The sequence below is a fragment of the Pueribacillus theae genome, from assembly GCF_003097615.1.
Classification (GTDB): Bacteria; Bacillota; Bacilli; order Bacillales; family UBA6769; genus Pueribacillus; species Pueribacillus theae.
In genome coordinates this window covers 37,467-64,313 of sequence record NZ_QCZG01000003.1, presented here as the reverse complement: position 1 = coordinate 64,313, position 26,847 = coordinate 37,467, and the positions used below count along the sequence as shown (strand labels likewise).

At 42.0% G+C, this 26,847-nt stretch carries 25 protein-coding genes; 24 read left to right on the top strand and 1 reads right to left on the bottom strand.

Translation table 11 applies throughout. The annotated features are described in order from the left end of the window. The first annotated feature begins 172 nt into the window (after positions 1 to 172). From DCC39_RS02650 to DCC39_RS02570, 17 genes are all read left to right on the top strand, one after another. Positions 173 to 811: a TetR/AcrR family transcriptional regulator gene (locus DCC39_RS02650; protein WP_116553335.1), complete on the top strand. Its 639-nt coding sequence runs from the start codon at positions 173 to 175 to the stop codon at positions 809 to 811. Positions 812 to 921: 110 nt separating this feature from the next. Further along, a complete protein-coding gene (locus DCC39_RS02645) occupies positions 922 to 1,266 on the top strand; it encodes an SCP2 sterol-binding domain-containing protein (RefSeq protein WP_116553334.1) in 345 nt (114 codons plus the stop codon). Between the two features lie 107 nt (positions 1,267 to 1,373). Continuing rightward, on the top strand, positions 1,374 to 2,912 hold the full coding sequence (locus DCC39_RS02640) for a long-chain-fatty-acid--CoA ligase (RefSeq protein ID WP_116553333.1): 1,539 nt from the start codon (positions 1,374 to 1,376) through the stop codon (positions 2,910 to 2,912). An 81-nt stretch (positions 2,913 to 2,993) separates the two neighbouring features. Further along, positions 2,994 to 4,142: an acyl-CoA dehydrogenase family protein gene (locus DCC39_RS02635; protein WP_116553332.1), complete on the top strand. Its 1,149-nt coding sequence runs from the start codon at positions 2,994 to 2,996 to the stop codon at positions 4,140 to 4,142. Continuing rightward, complete coding sequence (locus tag DCC39_RS02630; protein ID WP_116553331.1) at positions 4,139 to 5,356, top strand: acyl-CoA dehydrogenase family protein; 1,218 nt, start codon at positions 4,139 to 4,141, stop codon at positions 5,354 to 5,356. Before DCC39_RS02635 ends, DCC39_RS02630 begins: the two co-directional genes overlap by 4 nt. A gap of 130 nt (positions 5,357 to 5,486) precedes the next feature. Further along, positions 5,487 to 6,278 carry an enoyl-CoA hydratase/isomerase family protein gene (locus DCC39_RS02625; protein WP_116553330.1) on the top strand — a complete coding sequence of 264 codons (792 nt, stop codon included), beginning with the start codon at positions 5,487 to 5,489 and terminating at the stop codon, positions 6,276 to 6,278. A gap of 117 nt (positions 6,279 to 6,395) precedes the next feature. Continuing rightward, positions 6,396 to 7,238, top strand: coding sequence for an SDR family NAD(P)-dependent oxidoreductase (locus tag DCC39_RS02620; RefSeq protein ID WP_116553329.1), 843 nt, complete (start codon positions 6,396 to 6,398; stop codon positions 7,236 to 7,238). Between the two features lie 160 nt (positions 7,239 to 7,398). Further along, positions 7,399 to 8,541: a thiolase family protein gene (locus tag DCC39_RS02615; protein WP_116553328.1), complete on the top strand. Its 1,143-nt coding sequence runs from the start codon at positions 7,399 to 7,401 to the stop codon at positions 8,539 to 8,541. 73 nt (positions 8,542 to 8,614) lie between these two features. Beyond that, positions 8,615 to 8,965: an SCP2 sterol-binding domain-containing protein gene (locus tag DCC39_RS02610; protein WP_116553327.1), complete on the top strand. Its 351-nt coding sequence runs from the start codon at positions 8,615 to 8,617 to the stop codon at positions 8,963 to 8,965. Between the two features lie 19 nt (positions 8,966 to 8,984). Beyond that, positions 8,985 to 9,923 (top strand): R2-like ligand-binding oxidase, encoded by a 939-nt coding sequence (locus tag DCC39_RS02605; RefSeq protein ID WP_276309877.1) that lies wholly within the window; start codon positions 8,985 to 8,987, stop codon positions 9,921 to 9,923. A gap of 25 nt (positions 9,924 to 9,948) precedes the next feature. Continuing rightward, positions 9,949 to 10,389, top strand: a complete 441-nt coding sequence (locus DCC39_RS02600) for a hypothetical protein (RefSeq protein ID WP_116553325.1) — start codon at positions 9,949 to 9,951, stop codon at positions 10,387 to 10,389. 21 nt (positions 10,390 to 10,410) lie between these two features. Continuing rightward, complete coding sequence (locus tag DCC39_RS02595) at positions 10,411 to 11,598, top strand: cytochrome P450 (RefSeq protein ID WP_116553324.1); 1,188 nt, start codon at positions 10,411 to 10,413, stop codon at positions 11,596 to 11,598. A gap of 72 nt (positions 11,599 to 11,670) precedes the next feature. Beyond that, on the top strand, positions 11,671 to 12,663 hold the full coding sequence (locus tag DCC39_RS02590; protein WP_116553323.1) for an NAD(P)/FAD-dependent oxidoreductase: 993 nt from the start codon (positions 11,671 to 11,673) through the stop codon (positions 12,661 to 12,663). A 178-nt stretch (positions 12,664 to 12,841) separates the two neighbouring features. Next, complete coding sequence (locus tag DCC39_RS02585; RefSeq protein WP_116553322.1) at positions 12,842 to 13,081, top strand: 4Fe-4S dicluster domain-containing protein; 240 nt, start codon at positions 12,842 to 12,844, stop codon at positions 13,079 to 13,081. A gap of 249 nt (positions 13,082 to 13,330) precedes the next feature. Beyond that, positions 13,331 to 13,939, top strand: a complete 609-nt coding sequence (locus DCC39_RS02580) for a DUF6230 family protein (RefSeq protein WP_116553321.1) — start codon at positions 13,331 to 13,333, stop codon at positions 13,937 to 13,939. Between the two features lie 350 nt (positions 13,940 to 14,289). Continuing rightward, positions 14,290 to 15,453: a DUF6114 domain-containing protein gene (locus DCC39_RS02575; protein ID WP_116553320.1), complete on the top strand. Its 1,164-nt coding sequence runs from the start codon at positions 14,290 to 14,292 to the stop codon at positions 15,451 to 15,453. Positions 15,454 to 15,496: 43 nt separating this feature from the next. After that, positions 15,497 to 17,290: an AAA family ATPase gene (locus DCC39_RS02570; protein ID WP_116553319.1), complete on the top strand. Its 1,794-nt coding sequence runs from the start codon at positions 15,497 to 15,499 to the stop codon at positions 17,288 to 17,290. Positions 17,291 to 17,347: 57 nt separating this feature from the next. On the opposite strand, the gene DCC39_RS02565 is transcribed toward DCC39_RS02570, so the two are convergent. Beyond that, on the bottom strand, positions 17,348 to 18,856 hold the full coding sequence (locus DCC39_RS02565) for a response regulator transcription factor (RefSeq protein WP_116553318.1): 1,509 nt from the start codon (positions 18,854 to 18,856) through the stop codon (positions 17,348 to 17,350). A 262-nt stretch (positions 18,857 to 19,118) separates the two neighbouring features. On the opposite strand from DCC39_RS02565, the gene DCC39_RS02560 reads away from it, so the two are divergent. The 7 genes from DCC39_RS02560 to DCC39_RS02530 all read left to right on the top strand — a co-directional run bounded on the left by DCC39_RS02560 (position 19,119) and on the right by DCC39_RS02530 (position 26,833). Then, the gene (locus DCC39_RS02560) at positions 19,119 to 20,891 is read left to right on the top strand and encodes an ABC1 kinase family protein (protein WP_240613503.1); all 1,773 of its coding nucleotides are present in this window, start codon (positions 19,119 to 19,121) and stop codon (positions 20,889 to 20,891) included. Between the two features lie 18 nt (positions 20,892 to 20,909). After that, positions 20,910 to 21,248: a hypothetical protein gene (locus DCC39_RS02555; protein ID WP_116553317.1), complete on the top strand. Its 339-nt coding sequence runs from the start codon at positions 20,910 to 20,912 to the stop codon at positions 21,246 to 21,248. 40 nt (positions 21,249 to 21,288) lie between these two features. After that, entirely contained in the window at positions 21,289 to 22,113 is an 825-nt protein-coding gene (locus DCC39_RS02550) for a lipase family alpha/beta hydrolase (RefSeq protein ID WP_116553316.1), read from the top strand. A gap of 70 nt (positions 22,114 to 22,183) precedes the next feature. Beyond that, positions 22,184 to 23,284: a Zn-dependent alcohol dehydrogenase gene (locus tag DCC39_RS02545; protein WP_116553315.1), complete on the top strand. Its 1,101-nt coding sequence runs from the start codon at positions 22,184 to 22,186 to the stop codon at positions 23,282 to 23,284. A 97-nt stretch (positions 23,285 to 23,381) separates the two neighbouring features. After that, positions 23,382 to 24,875: an aldehyde dehydrogenase family protein gene (locus tag DCC39_RS02540; protein ID WP_240613501.1), complete on the top strand. Its 1,494-nt coding sequence runs from the start codon at positions 23,382 to 23,384 to the stop codon at positions 24,873 to 24,875. A 349-nt stretch (positions 24,876 to 25,224) separates the two neighbouring features. Next, positions 25,225 to 26,004: a 3-oxoacyl-ACP reductase FabG gene (gene fabG, locus DCC39_RS02535; protein WP_205948454.1), complete on the top strand. Its 780-nt coding sequence runs from the start codon at positions 25,225 to 25,227 to the stop codon at positions 26,002 to 26,004. A 52-nt stretch (positions 26,005 to 26,056) separates the two neighbouring features. Then, positions 26,057 to 26,833 (top strand): DeoR/GlpR family DNA-binding transcription regulator, encoded by a 777-nt coding sequence (locus tag DCC39_RS02530; protein WP_116553313.1) that lies wholly within the window; start codon positions 26,057 to 26,059, stop codon positions 26,831 to 26,833. Positions 26,834 to 26,847 lie beyond the last annotated feature (14 nt).

Below are 26,847 nucleotides of genomic sequence, written 5' to 3'. Positions count from 1 at the left end.
TTTTTCGGAATATTGTTTATCATTGGAAAGGCTTACATTATTGTCAAAGGAATTTTAAACAGAATCATTTAAATCTTTGAAAAGTTTGGAGGTGGAAAAATAAACGAGTGCTTTCTTTTTTTTAATCAGGGAAATACGAATACGTACTGGTATTAATTGAGGTGTTCAGAAAATGGAATTTTCGCTATTCGCAAATGACGCGAAGAAAAAACCTCAGGTTAAGTTGCTCTATGCTGCATTAATGCTGTTTACTGAAAAAGGTTTTCGAGAAACGACAGTATTAGACATTGTCGAGCATGCCCATGTATCGAAGACAACATTCTACAATTTTTTTAGCAGCAAAGAAGAGTTGCTAGCTTGCTTGTTTCAAGAGCTTTTAGAGGAAGTTTTAATGAAAGTGAAAACAGCGGCGCAGCGCGAGAAGGAAATGGAAGACAAAGCGCTGGCGGGAATTAAGTGTTATCTTCAAATCTGTTTGCACCAGCGTCCAGTTGCGCAGCTTTTATTAGTTTCCTCCGTTGGCGTCAATCAAGCTGTTGAAGAGGTTCGCCATAGAGCCCATGTCCAGTTTGCGGAATTCATTTATGGAACCGTTCGAAATGAACTTGAACCAACGGATGCAGAATTTGACAATGACTTACATATTTTTTCGCAAGCGATGGTTGGTGCGATAAATGAAGTGGTTGTCCATAAAGTAATTGGGGTTGATAAACAAACAGATATCGAACCGCTAGCCGAGCTATTAAATCGTATCGTTGTCGGTTCTTATCATTTTCTCATAAATGATGCAGTTCCTGTTTCTTCTCGGTAAAAATGAGCGTTTGCTTTAAAGGGGGAATGCGATGGCAGAACGATAAGCAAGCGAAAAGAAGCTTTTGGAAAATAAATGAATTTTAAAAAATCAATTTAGGAGGAGTACTAATGGCTACAATTAAAGAAATTTTTCAATTAATCGAATCAGAATTGGAGAAGGATCCTTCCCGTGCGGATGGAATCGAAGCAGTTTATCAGTTCAATATTACCGGAGATGAGGAAAGCACATATCAAGTGATTCTTCGTTCAGATAGCGGTTCTGTCGTTGAAGGAGAAAAGGAAACAGCTGATTGTACATTAACGATTGATTCGGCAGATTTCAAAAAAATGGTTGATGGTGAATTGAATGGAACAGAAGCGTTTATGAGTGGCCTGCTTCAAATCGACGGGGATATGGGTCTTGCATTAAGATTACAAGATATTCTTTCGGCTTACAGCGCCGCTCAACAGTGATCCAACATTCAGCAGCCCTTAGCTTAAATTGTCTTCATGGCAGAATGAATTATTTACATCTGGCTTCGGGCTTCTGAGATCTGATATCTGATTACGGGAGGCGTGAAATGAATCTAGTACAAATTTGGCGTGATAATATCGAAGAGTTTGGCACGTACCCTGTTCTCATTTTCGAGGGCAAAGAATACACAAATACGTATTGTGATGAACTCTCTTCGCAACTTGCGCATACGTTAATCGATTTAGGTGTTGAACGTGGTGATCGTGTTGTTGTTACAATGCCGAACTGTCCGGAAGTCGTGATCGCTTTTGCAGGAATTCTAAAATGCGGTGCGGCAGTTGTCCCTGTCATGCCATTGTTACAAGCTAAGGAGATTCACTACATTCTTAAGGACTGTAAGCCGAAGGTTGTTTTGACGACAGAGCCGCTCTTTGCAAAGGTGACAGAAGCATCACGTGATTTATCGTCAACACTAAAGATTTTTACTCTTGATCAATCGAATTCACCGCATTCATTATATAACAAATTAGAGAGCCAATCGAAAAAAGCGCCAGACATCGCGATTGGTGAAAATGACGAAGCCGCATTGCTATATACGGCTGGTACGACCGGTAATCCAAAAGGAGTGATGCTGACGCATAAAAACCTTTATTCAAATGCAAAGGCGGCATCGAAAACAGCCAAAATCTTGCAAGTAAAAACAGGCCGCGTCGGACTTGGAATTTTGCCCTTCTCGCACGCGTTTGGGTTTACAATGATGAATGTCGCTCTCATGCTCGGTGATAAAAATGTATTACTCCCGTATTTTGACCCTGTTAAAGTGTTTGAAGCGATTGAAAAATATAAAGTAACACACTCCGCAATGGTTCCGGCTATGTTTCACGCTTTGTACCATCACCCGGATGCGGATAAGTACGATACAAAGAGTTTTTTCGCTTGTATTTCCGGTTCAGCATCCCTTCCTCAGCAGCTGGCTAAAGATTTTCAACGGAAATTCGGCTGTATTGTTTTAGAGGGTTACGGGTTGTCTGAAGCCGCTCCAATCGTAACTGCAACGGATCCCATGAAGAAAATCAAACCGGGATCGGTTGGATTGCCATTGCCAGGGATTGAAGTGGCTGTTGTTGACGAGAACGGCAACCGTCTTCCGCCAAATGAAGTGGGTGAATTGATTGTTTCTGGCCCGAATGTCGCAAAGGGCTACCATGGAAAGCCAGAGGAAAGCGAAAAAGTAATCAAAGATGGCTGGCTTTACACTGGGGATATGGCGAAAATTGACGAAGAAGGGTACGTATTCATTGTCGATCGGAAGAAAGATATGATTATACGCGGTGGTTTTAATATTTATCCGAGAGATCTTGAAGAATTGTTAATGGCCCATCCTAGTGTCGCAGAAGCCGGTGTTGTTGGTGTACCTTCTCCTAGCATGGGAGAAGAGGTCATCGCTTATGTTGTGAAACGCCGAGGTGTACAGGTGACTGAGGAAGAGCTAATTCAATTTTGCCATGAGAATATTGCAAAATACAAGTCTCCAAGGATGATAAAAATTGTCGGCTACCTACCCAAAAATTTAATCGGAAAAATTGATAAAAATAAGCTTCGTGAATGGGCAAAGAAGGAGTTTAATACAGCTGCCCTAAACTAAATGAAACAAAAATGGAAATAAGAGAGTACCAAAATTCGAAATGTTCTATCGTTGTAAAGAGAGAAAAGGAGGGGTTAGCATTTGATTTCGTTTCGACCGACAGAAGATGAACAGGCATTTAGCAATCTAGCCAAAAACTTTGCCATTGAGAATATTCGTCCAAAAGCAAGGGAGTGTGAACAAGAGAGGTCTGTAAGCAATGAAATAACAAAAGAGGTTGAGGAGTTGGGATTTGCGGCGCTTGAACTTCCAGAAAGCTGGGGTGGGTTAGAACTTCCACTTATCTCACAAGTCCAAATTTTACAGGCGCTTAGTTATGGAGATTTGGACGTTGTTCAAGGGTTGCCTGGAGCGGGTGATGCTGCTTCATTAATCAGACTTGTTCCTGATAAATCAGCTTTTCAATCCTATAAAGAAGCGAATCTTAATGGAGACAGGCAGGATGTTGCTTTCATCGATGCGACGGATAGAGAAGGCTCATTAGCTTCAGACTTTGAAATCATAGCGAATGGCAATGAGTACGTGCTGCGCGGGACTTCCAAACCGGTTCGACTGGCAGCATCGGCTAAATACATCGCAATCGCAGGTATTGATTCTCAAAGCGAACCGGTCGTCCTGTGGCTGGAGAATAGCGACAAGTGGCGTGTACTTGAAGGAGACTATCGTCTCGGATTGCTTTCTTCAGGACTAGGGCGCATCCAATTTTCAGATTTACAAGTAGGGGCGGAACAAGTCATCGCCCGAGGGGATGAAGCAAGGACTCTCATATCAAATGTTCAAGATCGCATTCGTGTTCTGCAAGGCGCTAAAGAAGTAGGCTTAATGGAAGCGGCACTCGACTATGCGATTGAATATACGGCGGGAAGGAAAGCATTCGGCCAGGAGATTGCGAAATTCCAAGGTGTCTCCTTCACGATCGCAGATATGGCGTTTGAATTTCAAGCTGCCCATCATCTCGTATGGCAAGCGGCGTTAAAAGTGGATGATGAAGCAGAAGATGATGCGAGCCATTCTTTGAGAGCCTTGTCTCGTGCTCACCGATCCGTTCGCTTTGTGACTGACTCTGCTGTGCAAATGCTCGGTGGGCATGGTTATGTGCAAGAGTTTCCAGTTGAGAAATGGATGAGAGACGCACAGGCCCAAGTGGCTTTATATGGCAGGGAGAGAGATTTGCTCATACGCCTAGGTGAACAAATCTTGAAACCAGTGGAAGAGAGGGTTGCCCAATGATTTCTTTTGAACTATCACCACAGCAGAAGCAAATAAAAAATTTGGTTCATTGGTTTGCAAAAAATGAAATTCGCCCCATTGCGATGGAAGCCGATCGGCTTGGAAAAGTTCCTGATGAATGGCTTGATAAAGTGAATAAAATGGGCATTCACCTAAATACTTCTACTTTTAGCGGTGGAAGCAAAAAATCAAAAGATGATGCGAAGAAGAGTGCCAAATCGGAAAAAGAAGGAAATCGGATGGCTGTCATTGCGACGGAGGAAATGGCTTGGGGTTGCCCCGCGATTGCTTTGTCTCTTCCTGGCGCGGGACTTGGAGGGCCTCCTGTTCAAAGCAGCGGCACACCTGAACAAAAAGAGCGCTTTCTATCCATTTTTACAAAAGATAAACCGCGTTGGGGGGCTTATGCTTTAACAGAGCCAGAAGCAGGCTCAGATGCTTCCGGAATTCGGACAACAGCCCAAAAAGTTGATGGTGGCTATGTGTTGAACGGACAGAAAATTTTTATTACAAACGGAGGCCGTGCATCTTGGGTCGTAGTATTTGCCACAGTCGATCGCCATTTAGGCCGAGCTGGGCAGCGCGCCTTTGTTGTTGAAAAAGGGACACCCGGATTCAGCTGTACACGTCTCGCTGAAAAGATGGGATTGCGTGCGAACGAGACGGCGGAACTATTGTTTGAAGATTGCTTCGTACCTCAAGAAAACCTTCTTGGCGGCGAAGAGCTTTACAGTGCGAGCGATAACAAACCATCAGGATTTCAGGTGGCGATGAAAACGTTTGACAGCACCCGTCCGATTGTAGCTGCCATGGCCATTGGAATCGCACGCGCAGCCTATGAATATACCGTTGATTTAGTAAAGAAAGAATACCCTAAACAAGGTCGTCTTTACCATGAAGCAGCAGAAATTTTAGCGGAGGCTGAGCAAGATATTTATGCGGCACGTCTCTTAACATGGGAAGCTGCCTGGAAAGCGGATGTTGGCCAAGCGAATGCGAAGGAAGCTGCAATATGTAAAGCGGTTGCAGGAAAAATGGCGCTGGATGTTTGCTCGAAATGTCTTGAATTGCTTGGCCCTATTGGACTTGACGGGCACCTCGTTGAAAAGCTTTATCGTGATGTAAAAGTATTCGATATTTTCGAAGGTACGAATCAAGTTCAACATCTTGTAACGGCAAGACGTCTTTATGCTCCGCATGAGGTTTATGTGTAACCGGAAGTCAGAGTTCGGAGGCCAAAAGCCGGATGAAAGGAAGGCTTCGAAGCCATAGGCTCGTTTTCGATTAACATTTATATTTGAACTCTTGTTTCTGACAACGATTTCTGGAAAAGGAGGGATAAGATTGTCATACCAAACCATTACTATTGACCGAAGAGAGAAGGGAATTGCTTGGATCATCATTGACAATCCCCCCGCGAATGCGATTAGTGATACGCTCATGAGCGATCTTGAGCGTGCGGCGGACGAACTTGAATCTGATAAGGCGGTACGCGTCGTGGTTATTACTTCCGCTCACGAAAAGACTTTCGTAGCTGGCGCAGATTTAAAAGGCATGATTCAGGGTGGAAGCAAATACGCCGGCCAAAAGAACGGAATTGCGGCGCAATGCGGTCGGATGCAGCATTGCTTTGACCGTTTTGCGAAAATGGAGAAACCAGTCATTGCTGCGATTAATGGGCATGCGCTAGGTGGAGGATGTGAACTTGCGTTAGCTTGCGATTTTCGAATCATGTCCAAAGGAAAAATCGGTCTGACCGAAGTGTCTCTCGGAATCATTCCAGGTGCTGGTGGTACACAGCGGATGACACGGTTGTTGGGGCGTGCAAAAGCAACCGAACTTATTTTTACGTCTAGCCGCTTAACACCCGAAGAAGCATTGCAAATCGGCCTTGTTAACAAAGTGACAGAACCAGAGATGCTTGTTGAAGAGACGACAGAATTTGCCGAGCAACTAGCCGAAGGTGCAGTGAAAGCAATGGGATTGGCGAAGCGTGCAATTCATGCTGCGGAAGGTTTAATCGACGAAGGGTTTGATGTGGAAGCAACTGCTTTTGCCCAGACATTTAATACAGGGGAACCTGGAGTAGGGTTGGCAGCATTTTTCCAAAAGAAAAAACCGCAATTTTTACGTTAGTTCAACGGTGGAATAAAAAATTTTAATCTACGTTCAGTTATTCAAACTCAAAAGACTGTTCCTTAAAATTCTTTTGTTCCTTTTATTAAAAAGTCATTTAAAAAGGTGGGGATGTTGTTGTCTTCTTGGTCAAATTTATTGGAAGGAAAGGTGGCGGTCGTTACTGGCGCTTCACGGGGGCTTGGCCGCGCCGACGCTCTTGCACTGGCAGAAGCAGGTGCAGATGTTGTGATTACAGATATTTTGATTGAATCTGATGAAGAGAGTCGCAATGAAGCTCAAAAGTATGGGCCGTTATCTCAAGTGTTGCAAAGTACGAAAGTCGTCTATGCAGAAAAAACGGCAAAAGAAATTCAAGATATGGGGCGCCGCTCCTTCGCTATAAAAATGGATGTCACGAATCGCGAACAAGTGAAGGATGTTTTTGCCAGGATTAAAGAGGAGTTTGGTTCGATTGATATCCTTGTGAACAACGCCGGTACACTTGACCATGTGTCACAAATTGAAAAGCAAAATGACGATTTCTGGGATCGGGACATGAAGGTGAACTTAACAGGAGCTTACAACTGTACAAAAGCCGTTTGGCCATATATGAAGGAACAAGAATGGGGACGAATTATTAATATGTCTTCTGTTGCCGGGACACTTGGCGGGTTCGGCCAGGCAAGCTACTCTGTTACAAAAGGGGGGCTCCTAAGCTTTTCAAAAAGTATGGCACTGGAAGGTGCAAGATATGGGATTACAGTAAATGCGATTGTTCCAGGTGTCATTGCGACAGAGGCCTTTAAAATGGGAAATCCGAAAATGAACGAACGGATGATTCAGAGAACAGCTTTTAAACGCCCTGGAGAGCCTGAGGATATTGCCAATGCGATTACTTTCCTTTGTTCAGACAAAGCAAAATACATTACAGGAATTGGACTTAATGTCTCAGGTGGCATCGAACTGTTTACGTTTTAGCTTTGTTAAAACAATATTGTTGATACACTCACGGGTTTGGTTTACCTTCCGAGAAACGGGTTTTGCATACGCAAAAAGGTTCTCTTCAGGCAAAATCGCCCCCGCTCGTTGCCTTTATTAACATCGTTAACAAAGCTTAATGAAAAAGGAGAGGTAAGCGATGGCAGATGTCGTAATTGTAGATGCTGTTCGAACTGCTGTTGGCCGAAGAAAAGGCGCATTAGCAAAAACGCATCCAGTTGATATACTCGTTCCCGTTCTTCAGGAACTTGTAAAGCGAAATGGAATGGAAGCAAGTGATGTAGAAGATGTCGTTGTCGGGTGTGTCACGATGACGGGGGAGCAAGGGGGTAACATCGGCCGCCAGGCTGTTTTAGCAGCAGGATTTCCGGTGGAAGTGCCTTCCTATTCATTGAATCGAATGTGCGGATCGAGCCAACAAGCGATTCATACAGCCGCTCAGGCCATTCTTGCAGGCGATATTGATATCGCCATTGCATGTGGCGTAGAGAATATGACGAGAGCGCCGATGGGAAGTGATATGGGCAGGTTCAGCAGACATTTAACGAGCCAGTATAACATTGTTCCCCAAGGGATCTCGGCTGAAATGATCGCTAAAAAATGGAGCTTGACACGTGAAGAATTGGATGAGTTTGCGCTTGAAAGCCATCAAAAAGCTGCAGCAGCGACTGATAAAGGGGATTTCAAACGAGAAATTATCCCAATTGAAGTGAAAGGCGAGGAAGGAACATTTTCCTTTGAACAAGATGAAGGGATCCGAAGAGATACTTCAATCGAAAAATTGGCCGGACTTACGCCTTCTTTCCAACCGAAAGACGGTGTCGTGACTGCAGGAAATTCGAGTCAAGTGAGCGACGGAGCTGCTGGTTTGCTGCTTATGTCAGCAGACAAAGCAGAGAATCTCGGATTAAAGCCGCGTGCTAGAATCGTGGCGCGTGTTGCTGTCGGTGAAGATCCGATTATTATGTTAACAGGGATTATTCCTGCAACGCGCAAAGTGCTGGAAAAAGCGGGCCTTCGCTTGGATCAAATGGATGTCATCGAAGTAAACGAAGCGTTTGCCTCTGTTGTCAAAGCTTGGGAACGTGAATTCGAGCCAGATATGAGCAAAGTGAATCCGCGCGGAGGTGCGATTGCAATTGGCCATCCACTAGGTGGAAGCGGGGCACGTATCCAGACAACATTGCTTCACCAATTGGAAGACATGGATGGAAAATACGGGCTGCAGGTCATGTGCATAGGGTTCGGCATGGCAACTGCAACGATTATCGAAAGATTATGAAGATAAGAACAGGACGGCGGTACGATATAAATCTTCTCGTCGCCAATCATTTATAAGTTTGGGGGGGAATGAAATGGCAGGCAATACAAAGCCAAGTTCAAAAGCAGTTTTTCAAATGATTGATGCTGCATTAAAAATGGATCCGTCAAAATCTGAAGGTTCGGAAGGAGTCTACCAGTTTAACTTGACAGGCGATGACGGGGGAACCTATCAAATGATTATTGATGAAAATGGCGGCAAGGCGATTGAAGGTACGGAAAAGGAACCAGACTGTACGCTTGAAATCAGTGCAGATGACTACAAAAATATGGTCGCTGGCACGTTAAACCCAACAGAAGCATTTATGAGTGGCCAATTGAAAATTGATGGTGACATAGGTCTTGCGCTTAAATTGCAAAACATTCTTAATTCTTTTACAGCTTAATAAGTTCATTAGTTTTACTTTGAAAAAAAGGGAGGATATAAGGATGGCTCATGAAACGTTCCAAACGGTAGAAGGCCAAATCAATTGGGATGCCCCGATGTATAAATTATATGAAAAAGCAAAAAGGCAAGGGAACTGGAATCCGGCAGATATCGACTTTAGCCAAGATAAGGAAGATTTTCAAAAGCTAAAAACGGAAGAACGAATGACTGCATTGCCGCTTGTTGCAGCGTTTTCTGCCGGTGAGGAAGCGGTTACAATTGACATTTTGCCCATGATGCAAGCGATGGCGCGCCAAGGGCGCTTAGAAGATACGATGTTTTTGACAACGTTTGTCCACGATGAGGTGAAACATACAGAAATGTTTTCTCGCTGGCAAGAAGCGGTAGGCATTGGCGACATGAATCTCTCTGTTTTCCACAATGACAGTTATAAGCGTATTTTCTATGAAGCTTTGCCAGAGTCAATGGAGCGGTTAAATACGGACGACTCTCCGAAGGCAGTAATCCGTGCGGCTACAGTGTATAACATGATTGTTGAGGGCGTGCTCGCCGAATCAGGATATTATACGTTTCGCCAAATTTTTAAAAAGGCCGGCTTGCTTCCTGGAATTTTAAAAGGAATTGATTATTTGAACATGGATGAAGGGCGTCATCTTCAATTCGGCACGTATACGATTCAACGGCTCGTCGCTGGCAACGAAGAGAATTTTAAAATATTTCATGATTATATGGATGAACTATGGGTACACGCTTATGACTTTATAGAGTATTTAATCTCGTTGGCGGAACAACAGAGGCAAATCATTACCTACGATCCAGTACTTGAAATTAATTCTACGATACTAAAGGAATATGCATTAAAACAATTTAACATTCGAAAAAGCAAAATAGAGCGGGCTAGAAAGTTTAACAATGCTGATGAACTTGAGAAAGCGGCGGCGAGTGTTCAAGAATAACTTGATAACGGAAAGGAGTGAGAATGTGGCTGTATTTAATAATGAAGAAGAAATGTACTCGCTAATCGGTGGTTTTTTCGAATCGATCAAAGATAGTGAGCCGATTAAAGAAATGATGGAAGCACTTGAACCAGATGCTGGCTTTAACGCTTATGTCCAGTTTGTGTATCACAGTCCTGAGGGAAAAGTGACATGGTATGAGGAAAAGGATGGAAGCATCGGCCTGATTTGTGGTGAAACGGATCTGAGGGCGGAATTGAAATTTGAACAAAGTGCCGATATTGGCCATAAATTTTGGCTGGGTGAACTCGATCTTCAAGAAGCGCTCGCCCGTCAATTGTTAAAAGCAGAGGGCCCATTAGTGAAAGCGTTAAAAGCAATGCCACAGATTGAAAAAATTTATCCGATGTACCGTGATTATTTAGAAAAAACGGGAAGAACTGACCTTTTAGCTGTGAAACAGTAAGTAGTTGGGAGGCGCATAGCGATGCTCGATGCGGAAAATCAAGCATTCATTCATGACCCCTATCCATTTTACCGCAAGTTGCAGGAACAAAGCCGACTCTATTTTCAGCCTAGTCATGAGGAGACCGTACCGGATCGGTGGTTTCTTAGCCATTATGATGATGTCGTCCACGTCCTGAAAGATAAACGCTTTGGCCGTGAAAATGAAGCGAATGTTTCGAGCGGATACACGGCACTTGAAGCAGTGAACCGGGGTGTCATGCTCCATCGTGATCCCCCGGATCATACTCGGCTGCGTTCGCTAGTGAGTAAAGCGTTTACTCCAGCAATGGTAGCCCAGTTGCGCCCGAATATTGAACAGATTTGCGACGAGTTGCTTGATGTCATGGAAGAGAAACAGGACGTTGATCTTATTGCTGACTTAGCTATGCCGCTTCCAGTGATGGTTATATCTGACATGCTAGGGGTTCCGAAAGAAGATCGAGTTCTTATTAAGAACTGGTCCCATGTATTGGCTGGAACGTTGGAACCAGGAATTACACCGGCGAACGAAACAGATGGAATGAAAGCGGGAATGGAGTTTATTCAATATTTGCAGGATATTTTTGAACAACGTAATAAACATCCGAAAGATGATTTGATCACTTCCCTTTTGCAAGTCGAAGAAGCGGGTGAAACATTATCAAGAAGCGAGCTTTATGCAACGTGTATTCTATTGCTGGCAGCCGGGCATGAAACAACGACGAATTTAATTGGAAATGGCCTTTTCACTCTTTGGAAACATCAAGATGAGCTTTCAAAACTGCGTGCGGATCCTGAGCTTACACCAAGTGCTGTTGAGGAAATTTTGCGTTACGAACCGCCCATTCAAAGAACGGGACGATTCGCGCAACAGGATGTCGAACTTTATGGCAAACAAATAAAAAAAGGCCAGCTAGTTGTAACATTGCTCGCTGCCGCAAACCGCGATCCGAAACAATTCACAGATCCGGAGCGGTTTGACATTAGCCGTCAGCCGAATCGCCAAATTGGTTTTGGGATGGGCATTCACTATTGTTTAGGTGCACCGCTCGCCCGCCTTGAAGGTGATATCGTTTTCCGCAAACTTTTATCCCGTTTTTCCAGCTTAGATATTAATGTTTCAAATCCGGAATGGAATCGCATGGTCATTTTCCGCGGGTTAAAAAAATTGCCTGGGACCGTATGTTAACGGAGGTCATAGATCAGAGGCCAAATTTATACATTCTTTTTTTAAAAAAAGCTTTTGGATGGGGTGGAGGTCATGTTGTTAGAGAAAAATCTTTATGACGTAACGATTATTGGCGGTGGGCCGACAGGGTTATTTGCAGCCTTTTACGCGGGGATGCGCCAAATGAAAGTAAAGATTATTGAAAGTATGCCACAGTTGGGTGGCCAGCTATCCGCGTTATATCCTGAAAAATTTATTTATGACGTGGCAGGATTTCCAAAAGTGCGTGCACAACGTTTAGTTGATCAATTAGTAAAGCAGGCAAAGCAATTTCACCCGACAATTGTACTGAGTGAAACGGTACAAGACGTAAAAAAAATCGATGAACAGATTTTCCGTTTAACAACAGACGCCAATGTTCATTATTCTAAAACAATCATCATTACCGCTGGCGTTGGCGCGTTTCAGCCAAGGCGTCTGCAAGTGAGCAATGCCATGGCGTATGAAGGGCGAAATTTGCATTATTTTATCAATGATTTAAGCCGTTTTGCGGACAAAAAGGTATGCATTTTCGGTGGTGGGGATTCTGCTGTCGATTGGGCTCTTATGCTTGAGCCGATTGCGGAGCATGTGACCGTTGTCCACCGGCGTAATCAATTTCGGGCGCACGAAGGAAGTGTTGAGCAGTTGAAGGCCTCAAACGCGACACTGCTAACACCTTATGAAATGATGAAAATTGATGGGGATGGAGAGAAAATTCAACAAATCATTATTCAAAAGGTAAAGGAAGAAGAGACGAAAACAATTGAAGTCGATGAAGTCGTAGTAAATTTTGGATTTGTGTCTTCATTAGGCCCTATAAAAGACTGGGGTCTAAATATAGAGAAAAATTCAATCGTCGTAAACACAAAAATGGAGACAAATATCGAGGGGATTTACAGCGCTGGAGATGTATCGGCCTTTGATGGCAAAGTAAAATTAATTGCGACCGGATTCGGTGAGGCCTCCATCGCGGTAAGCAGCGCGAAAACCTATATTGATCCAAAGGCGCGCATGCAGCCGCAGCACAGCACAAGTTTGTTTTAAAAAAAATTTATCCCGGTGCAATCGTCCGTAAGACCTCCACTGGGAAGTCTCGCTTTATCTAACAAACGAATAATCGAAATCGGCTTTTTCGACGATTTCAACAAATCCAACTTCCCACATCAAATTTTCAGAAAAACGCCTAGCGTTTTTCTTACGAACATATAGAGGAGGGATCGTTATGGCTTATGTCATTACATCACCATGCATGGAGGAAAAAGCGAGAGAATGTGTTGAAGTCTGTCCCGTTGATTGCATACATGAAGGGGAAGACATGTTTTATATCAATCCAGATGATTGCATCGATTGCGGGGCTTGTCTAAGCGCCTGTCCCGTTGAAGCGATCTACTATGAAGATGAAGTACCCGAAGAGGAATCGAAATTTATTGAATTAAATATGCGATTTTTTCAAATGAAATAATTCGTTTGTCAGCGTAAGCCAATTTTCTAGTATCGCAACGCAAAAAAATGTACAAAAGTAGCATATTTTTTTTGAAAGCGCTTAAAATGCCGATATTTTACGGGATAGCTATTGTTCTTTATAAAGCATACATTGTATTCAGAATTATCTATTAATCCATCAGCTTCTTTATGTCTTACTGTTTAGACATGAATTAAGGTATTTGTTTTGGGGGAAATAGATGTTCAGAAAGAAAGGGGAGGGAATTTAATGGTAGACGCATTAAACGTTAACAAAAAACGACTCGGAATCATTGGAGGTGCTGGTGGTGCAGGACTTATCGCTTTACTTCTGTCATTGTTCTTGACAGGGTCAGCATTCGCTGCTTTTCCGATTGCCGGCGTTGGTGGTTTTGTAATTGCAGCCGATAAAATTGAAGGTACAGATTTTAAATTGTATCCACAGCTTGGCGAAACAGAGAAAAAAGCAGCCTGGGGACAGGCGGCTGTTGAACTTGGAACAGCCAAAATTAATGGATTAAAGCTTTCAAAAAATATTGATCTTCAAGGTGCCCTTGATGCTTATAATGTTGAAACGGTCGATGTCATGGTTACATCGGGTGCTGGGGTTGATGGTAAAGACCTCAAACTAAGAGTAACAGGAATTAAATCTGAAAATTCAACTTTTACAAATTTAGAAGTAGCGGAACATTATACGGATAATCCGTTAAAGTCGATTGATTTAAAAGCGCCAACGCTGGTACTTGATAAGCCTGAATTAAATACACATTTCTTGTCAGCATCCAATATTGGAATTCCTGGCTTGAAAGTTAAAATTATTGCTAACATGAAAGACGGCAAAAAAATCGGAGATTTTTAACTTCATTCAGCAGAAGTCTCCCATTCTTTAAGTGGTGGGATGAATGCTTATCAGTATTCTATTCAGTGGGGGTTCAAACCCCGGCTGAATAAAGTTAAAGCCTCCGGCGGATGCCACAGATTTTCAGGAATAAAGGAAGTTCGACTAAGAACGCAACGTCCTGTTGCAACGTCGAACTGACCTACATCCTGTAGGCCGGAGCGCTCGATAAAATCTGGGCGCAAATACGCCAAGGCGCATTTGATGGTTAATCAAGATTAGCCTTCTATTTCCCCCAAAATGAATAAGCGAATCGCTGGTAACCTTATCGTGCAACATGTCGAATAAATACAAGTTAGGAGGGGTGTTTCATGCTAAAACTCATTTTAGAAAATGTTGTCATGGCGATCATTGGACTCTTTACCGGGGCTTTTATAGGTGGGCTGCCGCTAGGGCATGGACTTGCAGGGGCGCTCATTGGTGGATTCACCGGAGCAGTGTTACTTGTTCTTCTCACATTACTATTCCACGTTAAAAAGTGGGAAAAAGCAAAAACGATATTGAAATATGCCAGTATCGGGATTTTGCCAGGTATGTTTATTGGTGGCAGCAAACCGCTCAGTTTAGGAGTAAACGGTGCAATCATGTTTGGCATAATCAGTGCGATTATTTATGCGACAATCATTTATAAAATGATTGAGAGCCATGAAAAATCAGAACGATATATTGTCTTTCCAGGCCATTACCTTATCCTCTTCTTACTTGGCTCCATTAGTGTTTTTGTAACGATTTTAATCGTTGATTTTGTTGGCCATTTAGTAAATTTTGAAAAACTCGCCCTGAAAATGCCTGTCTATTTAACCACTATCTTGTTGATTTGTGGTTTTTTAGGCGTTTATTTCATTGGGTTTTTGATCAAAAAAAGAAAATTAAAAACATGGTCTTTAGCTTTTAAATCAACTAAAAAATCATTAATCATTCTTGCTTCAATCCTGTTGGTCATCATGCTTTCCATTCTATTGACTCGCATGGAATATATATCGCTAAACCACTTCATTCTAGCAGTGACGGGTGTTGTGATTCCTTACGGAGTCGGTCTTGTTTTACCGCTTTCATTCGGATACTTATTGGCGAATAACAACAACCGGCCAATGATGGGTTCTGTTTTCTCACTCGTTGGCGGTATTCTCGTGATGATCATTGGAATTAGTGTCGCGCCAATGTTGTTATTACCGGGCAGTGGATTATTGTGGGCTGGCTTAATAACTGGAATGTTTATGATCATGTTTTCGCTCTTTAGCATGGCAAAACCCGACACGCATTTATTTGCGGGTTGTTCTATTATTATTTTCTCAATCCTTTCATTTATTGGTGCGGCAGGAGGATTAATTGTAGGCGGGTTACTAGGCATAGTAGGCGGAACACTTATTGCTGCTTGGAACGGGGGAAGTTCGAAAACAATGGATGACGACCCAGAAGTTCTCAAAAGTCCGAAAGACATTCCATCTGTTCCTTCGAACACAATAAGCGGTTAAAAACCACTGGCGTAATGTGGGGCTAGAGAGGGGGCATTCATAAATGGCAATATGGCGAAAAACGAAAATATATGGCCTGGCATTTATACTAATCATAGGATTCTGCTTTCCGCCGGGAGGAATGAATAAAGTAGAGGCAGCTAAAGATAAGGGCTTTATTGTGAAAGTTGATAAGATATCAGGAAGGATTAATTTACTTGGCCTCAGGCCAGGGATCATTTTTGATACACAAGTTGCATTTACTAGTGCAAGGGGCTACGGTTTTAGCTTATCCAAGCTAATTGAAACAAAACAAGGAACATTGGCGATGACCATTAAATCTAGCTCTCCCAGCAAACGAGTTGATGTAAGCTGGTTAACGGTCACAGCCCATTCACTGAATATTGGAGGACTTTGTTGGCCCGAGAGACTTCTTGATGTGTGCCTAACCAATGTTATTATTGATGGGAAAAAGTTAGAATCGAGTGGCACTTCATTTCCGGATATGGTTCTTGAGACAAGTTATAATCCGATTGAGGTATCAAAAGTACAGGCCCTCTATAATAAATTAGAAAACCAAAATGATGAGGAACAGCTTGAAAAGCTCATATTGGCCATCGATAAAGCTGAAGGTGGTAAGTTTACTCAACAAAAAGAAGCATATGAAGACCTAAAGGCTCAGCTTCCTGAATTGGAGAAACAAGCCGATGGGTTCCAAACATTACTAGAGGAAGCTGAAGCACAAAAGAAACAGCTCGAAGCTGGAATGACCAGTCTTGAAGAAGTAATGGATAAGGCGGATCAATTAACGAAAAAACCTGAGTTTGAAGAAATGTTGAAAGGAATTGATGGGAAGCAAAAAGAAATAACAACAAACATCGAAGACTTTTCAGTTACATTGGAACAAGTTGAAGACCTTTTACAAAAGGTCCAAAAATCGCTGGAGAAAAAACAAGAATTTGTGAAAGCGAGATTTGAATTATTAGAAGAGCTAGAGCTTGGTGAATGGTCGAATAGTTACAAGGAACTTGAAGAAATAAAGCAAAAGCTTGATACGGTAGAAGAAAAGGTAACAGCTGGCTTTAAACGACTTGAAAAGCTGAAAGAGAACGAACAACAATTAACGGATCGAATGAAAAAGATCAATGAAAAAATCGAAGCTTTAAAAAATAAGGAGATAAAAGAAGAAGAGGAAAAACAGGAAGAACAGGCGGGAGAAGACACTGAAGATGAGGAAACGGAATCCGATCAAAAGGAGAAGGAATCGGATGATGAGAAACTAGGCGAGAAAGATCCTGAAGACTCCTCACAGACTGACGACTTGGAAGCATTCACATCAAGCGTCAATGAACTGTTTACCCAAGTGGATGAAACGAATAAGAATTTCTCCATACTCGGGTCGAAATTAGAGGAAGACTTTATCGAGCCGGTACAGAAAGCCTTGAACAACCAGCTTGATGATGACGAAGTGACAAAGTTACAACAGACTCTTGATGAATCGTTAAAAAATAAAACAATGAATAATAAGCTAACCAAATTCGTTGAAATCAAAGAGAAAATGGGTGATTATAAAGCTCGGCTAGCAGAACAGGCAGACGAATTAAAGCAATTGAAAAATCATGTTGAAGATGTTAACCAAAAAGAATTACTCGAAATACAAGATAAAATCAAAAAAAGCGATACTACGCTCAAAGAGATGCAAGGAAGAATGGAAGAGATCGAAACACATTTAGATGATCTGTTCAAAGATTCAAAACAAAAACAGCAAGAGCTGGATGAAAACACCAATGAACCTCTTTTAGGCATTCTCGAAGATCTACTGAAAGTCGAAGCATTGTTGAAGGAAATGAAAGGATAGAAAAAACGGAAAGGTGAATCAAATCATCACCTTTCCGTTTTATAATTTTCCCACTTATTAAATAATTCCGCTTCGAATCGCTTTTACAATGGCCTCTGTGCGGTTTTTCGCGTTCATTTTTTGCATAATCGTGGAAATATAGTCACGAACTGTATATTCGCTCAAATGGAGCTGATCGGCTGCTTCAATTGTAGAAGCCCCTTCAGCCACTAATTTTAAAACTTCAATTTCACGAGAGGATAAATGGGTAAGCCCATTGGATGTATTCTTCCGGTTCACAGCCCCAAATTTGGCCAAAATTTCGCCAGCACTTTGTCCAAATTTCATTAATGTCGTATAGGTGTCACGTGATACTTCAAATTGCTGCCCAGGCCCTTGGTCCAAAAACGCTGCTCCAATGAGTTTACTTTCTGAAGGCACATAAATCGGAGCAATGACGATCGATTTAAGCTCAAACTGTTGAACATATTGAATAGGCAATCCGCCTGATGCTTCCGCCATATAAATAGGGTGGACTTTTTTTATGCGCTCACCGAGCAGCTGTAATTTTTGAAGTGATTTTTTAATGATTGGAAGATTATTAATATCTTCGTTAATCTTTTGAATAAGTTCAGTGTTCAAATGATGTCCATAAAGCCCAAAACCGATTTGCTCTGTGTTTGAATACGAAAAGAGCCCACATCGTTTAAATGGCAAGTAATTGACGAAACCTGATGTAATATTTTCAAGCGCCTCATTCAATGTTTTTGAACGCATAATCCACTCGTTAAACAAAATGACGGAGTCTTTCCATAACTGTTCTTCTTTCGTTGATTTTAATGCTCGTTCCCCAGTTTGAAACATTTGCAACGTATAGGTTATAAACGGGAGGATCTGTGATTCTGTTTCTTCCGTGCAAAAGAGTAAGATTTTCTCTTCCCAAGGAATAGGAAAAGTTTTTCCGGATTCTGAAGGAATGAGATCAAGTAATAGTTCCGACAAAGCAAATAAAGAGTTTGCAGTAATCTCTTTTTCGGCGAAATCTGGTGGTAGATCTTTTTTGCTGTAAACTTTCATAACCCGAAAACCACCATCGCTTTTAACTAATGTAGCAACCCAATCAATTTTAATCTGGCGTGAATGAACAAGCTGCTCAAGAAACGTATTCATATCAAGATTTTCACGGGTTGATTCTCCAAATAGCTCTTCACTTATTTTTGAAAATAAATATTGTACAGATTGATGTTTCCAATAGGAATCATTGCCATTTGACTGAATCGTCTCATGAACAGCATTTTCTAATAATGTAATAAAAAAGATTAATTCACTGGATGGAGAATGATCGATGTTCTTCCAGTTTTCTTTTAATTCTATAAAAAAATCTTCAATGCTTTCATTCTCTGAAAACAGCCATTGTGAAAAAAAATCAACAACAGATTCTAAAAGTGGAGCAGAGTTACTTTTCCTTTGTTGCATTTGGATTAATCGGTCATTCCATTTTGCTAGTATAGTATCTTGATGTTCTAGTATCACATCAAACCCGTTTTTCATGAAATCATTCATTTGTTGGCTCAACGTCTGATACACATTTTTTACCTCCTTTTTATTTTGCTGTTTAAAATAAATAAAAATGAAGTAAAGGTGCATACCCCTTTTTTGCTTATTTTAATTATGTGAGAATATTATAACATTTTTGTCAATAATGCGACAGATCTAGGGGTCGATACGAGAAAGTACTACTTTTAACGGAATTGATGAACATTGTCGACAAAGCTATGATGAAAGAAATTGAGGTTTTTCTATTCGTTAAAATGGAGTCATAACCGTTAAGGCGAGGAGGGACAGAATATTGAGTGCGTTAAAAGAAGTAGTTTCTCAGGGAGAAACAACGAAGAAAGATATGGCTTCATTTTCTGCAATAGAAGAAGCCATTGAAAAGGAAAAAGCTTCAATTACAATACGCAGGCGGCGCCGGAAAATCATTTCCATTTTCGCGAAAAACGGGCTGGGATTAATCGTTAAAGATCCTGTCACAAGCAAAATTTTTGGAAGGGGGAAACGCAGCCAGTCAGAAAATGAAAAGCTGCATAAGATTGGAGAACGGTTGAGGCTTGCCTTCGAAGAGCTTGGACCGACATTTATTAAACTTGGCCAAGTATTAGTAACGAGGCAAGATCTCTTGCCTGAGCCGATTACACTGGAATTGGAAAAGTTATTGGATGAGGTTCCTGCAATTGAATTTAGCAAGATTCAATACATGATTGAAAAAGAACTCCCGGATGGGATAGAGACATTTGAATGGATAGATGACAAACCTCTTGGTTCAGGATCGCTTGCACAAGTGTATAAGGCTGGAATGAGGGATGGAAAGACCGTTGCAGTGAAGGTCGTTCGGCCTACCGTCGAAAAGTTATTTCAAACTGATATTACTTTTATTAAGAAAATAACGAAAAAACTGCAAAGGCGCTTACCTCCGGAACTGGCTGCTGCCCTAGATTTAAATGGGTTAATTGATGATTATTACAGCAGTGCGATGGATGAGCTTAATATGGTGGAGGAAGCGCGAAAAATGGAAGAAATGCGCGGCCTTCACCGAAATTACACAGAGTTTGTTGATATTCCGCTTGTCTATGATGCAACAAAGAATATTTTGATCATGGAGTTTATTGATGGATGGCTTATAAAAGATTTCCCAGTTGATTTCTTTACATTTGAAGAAAGAGTAAAGATTATGATTGACCTCATTCATCTCTATGTGCAGACGATGCTGGATGGGCATTACCACGCTGATGCGCATGGTTCGAATATTATGATAAACAAACATACAAAAAAAGCTGTCATCATTGACTGGGGGATGACTGGCCGGATGGATAGTGTGATGGCTCAAATCTTAATGAGAGTCATTATGCATATCCAGTTGAATCAAGCTGAAGATGCAGCAGAAGTCTATCTTGAACTGATGTCGCCAACCAAATATACGGACTTGGTCAAGCTGAAAGATGAATTGAAAAGCCTTGTCCTTAATTATGTCTATTCCAATCAAGGGAATGAACGTTATAATTACGGACGTCTCGTCTTAGAAGCAACAAGTATAGGGTTGAAAAACTTTTGTAAAGTCCCTAATGGCCTTGCTTTATGGGCAAAAGGTTTTTCTGCGACTGAGGGAGCCGCTCGCTGGATTTGTCCAGAAATCTCCTATGGGCAAGTCGTTGAAGCATGTGAAATGCCGATTTTAAAAAGCATGCTTAAAAAACGATTTAATTATCGTTCAAATGCTAGTTTGCTTTCTGAAACTTCCAAGCTTGTCGCTACTTTTCCTAGACGGGCGAATAAAATTATGGAAAATTTAGCAGATAACAAGGTTCAATTTAATTTGCAAGTGCAGCCGGATGTCCTTACTAGAAATCTTGTAAACCAGATTACGAATCGCCTTGCACTATCACTTATTGCCTTTGCCATTATTATTGCAACTGGCCTTATCGTGTCAAGTATGCCAAATGCAACGTTTTTCGGTTTGAAAGCGGAAACAATCGGCAGTATCGGTATCATTACTTCCGTTATTTTAGTTCTATTTATTATTTGGCGATTATTCCGTACGAGGAAATACCGTTCGCTATTCTAGCAAAAGGAGGGATTTTAATTGATTGAGGAACAAGAAAAATTGACAATGTCTCAAAGAATTGATGCGTTTTATCGCCAAAGCGGCGGGCCAGGGAACCCTGAGATTGCCCGGATTCTTGAAGAACATTTAATCAACGGAAAAGATCATGGGGCACGAGGCAAGAAAGAAGAATTAAAAGATGTTTTTACAGAAGTATTCCTTGGCGATCATTCAACACAGCCGCTAGTCCTATGGATGATGCGTATGAGATATAACATAAAGGAACAATGGGAAGCATTTTTAAACAGCCGTTCTCCAGACATTGATGTTGACAAAATCATTGAAGAATTAAAGAAACATCAGACAGGCAAATCATGAACCCTTTTGTTTCACGCCTTTTGAAAGGAAAGAAAAGGACATGAATGATGCAAACAGTGGCTCGCATCAGGAACCTAAAGATGTCGTGCTTATTAACGGCTTGATCAACATCCACCGCTGGGGAAACGCTTTTTTGAAAACGGTTGCAGATATTTGGGGTTCAGGGAATGTCTATGTCATCTACACAAATAAATCTAAACGTGTCAAAATCACGCATTATAATGAAAACGTTGTTTATGTCATAGGTAAAAACAATTATCGTTCTGGGGCGAATTTCGTTCATGCACAAACAAAGGAAGTTGAACGAAAAATAAAGATACTACAAAACGACTATGGTTTAGGAAATCACTTCAATATGATAACCCATAGTATGGGTGGCCTGGTCGCACGCCTTTATGTCTATAATAATCCATATACGGTTAAAAATCTTGTCACATTGGGCACCCCACACCACGGTTCGCCACTGGCAAACTATTATAAATGGCTCGGTTTTATGATTGGAGCCAGAAAGGCTTTTGCCAATCTTACTCCCGAATGGCTGCAAGATTTTAATCAGCGTTTTCCAGTGAAAGGCGCCCCGCTATGTAAAGGGGGAAAAATTTATACCGTTCGAGGATTTGCCAAAGGAAAACTCAAGAGAAATTGGGGAGTTATCGGTGAAACCTATATTGCTTGGCTGACTTTGAAATTTTTAAAACCAACAATGAACGATGGTTTGGTCCCTGCCGAGTCTGCCGTCATCGAAGGCGCAGAGCATCTAGTTGATTTTTGGGATAATGATCATTCACGCCTCGCTATGCGTTCCTCAATTGCAAAACAAGTTTCTTTCATGTTGCTCGAAAAGGAACAATGTAAGAGCGGTTAAATTGGCCGGCCTATCGCAAGTTTCGTAGTAGGAGAAAAGCTTAAAAATACAAAAACAAGGGGAGAACACTTTGAAAGCAGCAGTTCTACACAACTATGGGCAAGAGTTAAAAATAGAAGATGTCGAGTTAGAAGAGCCTCGCAAAGGCGAAGTTCGGGTAAAAATGAAAGCCGCAGGGATATGCCACAGTGATTTGCACGTCATTGATGCACATTTGCCATTGCCGGTTCCAATCGTACTTGGCCACGAAGGTTCAGGTATTGTTGATGCCGTCGGAGAAGGTGTGGCCAGTGTAAAAGTAGGGGATCATGTTGCACTGAACTGGGTCCCTTCATGTTCAAAATGTTATTATTGCAAAATTGGCCGTCCGGATATGTGCGATGAGGCTTCAAAAATTTCGTTGATGGGAACGATGCTTGACGGGACAACACGATTCTCCGTTGATGGGAAAGCAATTCATCAATTTCCGTTGACAGGAACGTTTAGCGAGTATACGGTCGTCCCCGAAAGCGCTGCCATTCCGATTCGAAAAGATGTTCCTTTTGAATTGGCAGCGCTTGTTGGCTGTTGTGTCATTACTGGCGTTGGCGCAGTGGTGAATACTGCAAAAGTAAAAGCAGGAAGCACAGTTGCGGTTATTGGTGCAGGGGGAGTGGGCTTTAATGCCATTCAAGGGGCAGCTTTATGTGGCGCGAAACAGATTATCGCCATCGACATTATCCCAGAGAAGTTAGAAATGACAAGACAGTTTGGTGCCACACATACCATTAATGCCAGTGAAAAAAATGTCGTTAGCGCGGTACTTGATGTAACCGATGGGCTGGGTGTCGACTATGCATTCGAAGTGATCGGCAGGCCTGAGACGATGGCACAGGCCTACAATATTACAAGAAAGACAGGCATGACAGTGATTGTTGGGCTTCCTGCCCCTAATGAAAATGTAACGATCAATGCATTTTCACTTCCTTCGCAAACCAAAACTTTGACTGGATCGTGGCTGGGACAAGGCAATCCATCTGTGGACTATCCGAAATTGCTTGATTTGAATGCGGCAGGAAAACTGAAGCTTGAACCTCTTGTAAGCAAAATCTATTCTTTAGAACAAATCAACGAAGGCTTTGATGATTTGAAGGCTGGAAAGAATATCCGTGGTGTGATTCGATTCGATTAAAGATGCTTCAGCTTCTGATAATCTATTTTAACGTTACGGATTTAACGATTTTTTAATAGAATAAGCAAATTTGATACGTAGAGAAAGGAGAGAAATCATGGTGATTTCAATGGAAACAAAAGAAGCAGAGTTGTTTATCGGAGGCCAATGGAAGGCCTCTGCCTCAGGGGAAACATTTGAGGTGATCGATCCTGCGACTGGGGAAGTGACAGCAAAAGTTGCCAAGGCGAATGAGCAAGATGTTGAAGAAGCCGTACAAATCGGTTTAAAGACATTTCATGAGAACCGCTGGCTTTCGATGCCTGCACTTGAACGAGGAAGAATCTTACATAAAATCGGAGAGCTTATTCGAAAAAATAATTTTGAACTCGCAAAAATCATGACACGTGAAAATGGGATGCCGCAAAATATGGCTTTATTTGTAGAAATTCCAATGGCTGCCGATTGCTTTGACTTCTTTGCTTCACTCGTTGTTCAGCCAAAAGGCGAGATGGTGCCATTCTCGTTAACAGGGGCACCGCCAAATCATATGGCATGGACGATGAAAGAGCCAATTGGAATAGCGGGATTAATTACACCATGGAATTTTCCGTTGATTATGCCTGCTTGGAAGCTGGCCCCGGCATTAGCCGCGGGTTGCCCGGCGATTCTAAAGCCTGCACCTGAAACCCCTTTAACAGCACTTAAGTTAGCTGAATTATGTAAAGAAGCGGGTGTACCGGATGGCATGCTTCACGTCCTGACAGGCACAGATGAAGCTGGAAAAGCAATTGTACGCCATCCGGATATCCCGAAAATTGCCTTTACCGGAGAAACGTCTACAGGACGAAAAGTTTTAGAGAGTGCCGCTGCCAACATTAAGAGGGTATCACTTGAACTTGGAGGAAAATCACCAAACATTATTTTTGAAGATGCAGACATTGAACATGCGGCAAAAAGTGCTTTATTCGGTATTTTTTACAACTCTGGGCAAGTCTGCCAAGCCGGAAGCCGAATTCTCGTTCATGAATCAATCTATGAATCTTTTACGGAACAATTAGTAACAAAGGCAAAAAAATTAAAAGTGGGACCTGGATCGATTTCAAGAAATGATTTAGGCCCAGTCATTAGCAAAGAACAGCACGAAAAAATCCTACAATATATTGAAACCGGGAAGAAGGAAGGGGCACGGCTATTGGCCGGTGGCCGTGTTCCCGATGGCGCCAGAGAAGGCTACTTCATTGAACCGACGGTATTTGCAGATGTCGATCAATCCATGTGCATCGCGCGTGAGGAAATTTTCGGTCCAGTCGTCAGCGTGATTCCCTTTAAAGACGATGATGAAGCGGTGCAAATTGCAAACGATACAATCTATGGTTTAGCTGCTGCGGTTTGGACCCGTGACATTAAAAGAGGGCTTCGCATGGCGCAACGAGTGAAGAGTGGGACGCTATGGATTAACACGTACCAAGTACTTTCACCTACCGCTCCTTTTGGAGGATATAAACAGAGCGGTTTGGGCCGTGAAATGGGAATCCATGCGCTTGACAGTTATTTGGAAACAAAAACAGTTATTTGTGACTTGAACGATCGGCCGATGACCCTTTTTTAAATAGTAGGCTTTGTTAATAACTAATGTTGATCCATGAACCTCAGCGGGGACGATTTTGCCTGAAGAGAACCTTTTTTTCGTTAGGAAAACCCGCTTCTCGGAAGGTAAATCGTACCCACAGGGTTATCAACAATAACAAAGCCAAATAGCAATAAAAGACATTCCATTATAGTGGGGTGTCTTTTTTTTGTGCGTTTTTTAGTATATTTTCACTTCAACCTTTATATATATGTACTGGCAAGTTAAATTCCAAAAGAATAAACAACATTCAACAAAAGCATTCAACACGAGCGTGTGTTTCTTTTGTGGAATTATGCTGATTTCAAATAAAACGTTAAAAGGGGCTGTGATGATGTTCAGTTCTTTTCATGGGAAAACCGTTGTTGTTACCGGCGGCAGCAAAGGGATAGGGAAAGGAATTGCGCAAGTTTTTGGAAAATACGGCGCAAATGTAGCTATTGTCGCAAGAAACCTCGCGAATGCAGAAGCGGCTGCTGCTGAAATAGAAAGCAGCGGCGGGCGAGCCAAAGCTTTTTCTGCCGATGTGTCGGATCGCAAGGAAGTTGAATCTATGGTTAAAGAAGTGGTGAAAGAATACGACGGCATCGACATTTTATGTGCAAATGCCGGAATTTTTCCGAATGCAAGCATTGAAGTAATGACAGATGAAGATTGGAATCAAGTGATGGATACAAATATTAAAAGTACATTTCTCACCGTCCAAGCATGCCTGCCGCATTTGAAGAAAGCAGAATATGGCCGCATCATTTTAACCTCATCGATTACCGGGCCTGTAGTTGGCTATGCAGGCTGGACACATTATGCGGCGAGTAAAGCGGCACAGTTAGGCTATATGCGTTCAGCGGCGTTGGAGATGGCGAAAGACAATATTACGATTAATGCCGTATTGCCAGGAAATATATTGACGGAAGGCTTGGAAGGAATGGGTGAAGATTATTTAAGAGACATGACGACAGCCATTCCATTGAAGAAATTAGGGCAAGTCGAAGATATCGGATATGCGGCACTTTTCTTTGCATCTAAAGAAGCGAGCTTTATTACGGGCCAGTTACTTATCGTTGATGGCGGCCAAACGGTGCCTGAAGACTTAAGCGCTTCTGAAGTCTAATCATTCCATATCGATAAGCAGTGATTCAACCATTGGATTAGGTGGGTTAAATATGTCGCTATCCTTTGAAGAACGAAAACCAGTCATTGTGAAATTTCTAGACAGGGAAGGTAAAGTACACGTAAGTTCGTTGGCGGAAAAGCTTGAAGTCTCAGGTGAAACGATACGGCGTGATCTTGAAAGGCTTGAAAAAGAAGGTGTATTGAAAAAAGTTTACGGCGGTGCTGTAAAAACAAAATTTAACTCCCGAGAACTTCCTTTTGACCAGAAAGCATCATTAAATGAAAAGGAAAAACGGGCGATTTGCAAGGCGGCTGCCGCTCTTGTCGAAGATGGCGAAAGCATTATGGTTGGGCACGGCACGACTCCATTGGAAATTGCCCGGTTTCTCAAAGGGAAAAATAATATTACGCTCATTACACATTCGGCGCCGGTTTTTCTCATGGCAAAGGAAGTATTTGACGGCCGTATTATTTTTATCGGCGGAGAATATGAACGCAGCCAGAAATTAACGAGCGGTCCGCTTACAGAAAGAACACTTGAGCAGTTGAAAGCGAACAAAGCATTTATCGCGGCAGGTGGATTGTCTACCATCGATGGGATTACCGATTATGATTTACACGGTGCAAGCATTTCCCGAAAAATGATAGAGCGCGCAGATGAAGCGATTATTCTTGCCGATCATACGAAATTTGGCAAAACGACATTTGCGCATGTCTGCTCACTAACCGAAGCATCGATGATTATCACGGATAAAAATTGTCCAACGGAATGGAGAAATATTTTAGCGGAAAGGGAAGTTGAACTTTTCATTGCGGATGATGTTTAACATTTTGTAAAGGA

Excerpts from the sequence above, each read along its gene's own strand:
- DCC39_RS02630 (WP_116553331.1), top strand. The coding sequence starts at position 4,139 with ATGATTTCTTTTGAACTATCACCACAGCAGAAGCAAATAAAAAATTTG.
- DCC39_RS02540 (WP_240613501.1), top strand. The coding sequence starts at position 23,382 with ATGGTGATTTCAATGGAAACAAAAGAAGCAGAGTTGTTTATCGGAGGC.
- DCC39_RS02580 (WP_116553321.1), top strand. The coding sequence starts at position 13,331 with ATGGTAGACGCATTAAACGTTAACAAAAAACGACTCGGAATCATTGGA.
- DCC39_RS02550 (WP_116553316.1), top strand. The coding sequence starts at position 21,289 with ATGAATGATGCAAACAGTGGCTCGCATCAGGAACCTAAAGATGTCGTG.
- DCC39_RS02640 (WP_116553333.1), top strand. The coding sequence starts at position 1,374 with ATGAATCTAGTACAAATTTGGCGTGATAATATCGAAGAGTTTGGCACG.
- DCC39_RS02615 (WP_116553328.1), top strand. The coding sequence starts at position 7,399 with ATGGCAGATGTCGTAATTGTAGATGCTGTTCGAACTGCTGTTGGCCGA.
- DCC39_RS02595 (WP_116553324.1), top strand. The coding sequence starts at position 10,411 with ATGCTCGATGCGGAAAATCAAGCATTCATTCATGACCCCTATCCATTT.
- DCC39_RS02645 (WP_116553334.1), top strand. The coding sequence starts at position 922 with ATGGCTACAATTAAAGAAATTTTTCAATTAATCGAATCAGAATTGGAG.
- DCC39_RS02585 (WP_116553322.1), top strand. The coding sequence starts at position 12,842 with ATGGCTTATGTCATTACATCACCATGCATGGAGGAAAAAGCGAGAGAA.
- DCC39_RS02570 (WP_116553319.1), top strand. The coding sequence starts at position 15,497 with ATGGCAATATGGCGAAAAACGAAAATATATGGCCTGGCATTTATACTA.
- DCC39_RS02610 (WP_116553327.1), top strand. The coding sequence starts at position 8,615 with ATGGCAGGCAATACAAAGCCAAGTTCAAAAGCAGTTTTTCAAATGATT.
- DCC39_RS02530 (WP_116553313.1), top strand. The coding sequence starts at position 26,057 with ATGTCGCTATCCTTTGAAGAACGAAAACCAGTCATTGTGAAATTTCTA.
- DCC39_RS02590 (WP_116553323.1), top strand. The coding sequence starts at position 11,671 with ATGTTGTTAGAGAAAAATCTTTATGACGTAACGATTATTGGCGGTGGG.
- DCC39_RS02575 (WP_116553320.1), top strand. The coding sequence starts at position 14,290 with ATGCTAAAACTCATTTTAGAAAATGTTGTCATGGCGATCATTGGACTC.
- fabG (WP_205948454.1), top strand. The coding sequence starts at position 25,225 with ATGATGTTCAGTTCTTTTCATGGGAAAACCGTTGTTGTTACCGGCGGC.
- DCC39_RS02650 (WP_116553335.1), top strand. The coding sequence starts at position 173 with ATGGAATTTTCGCTATTCGCAAATGACGCGAAGAAAAAACCTCAGGTT.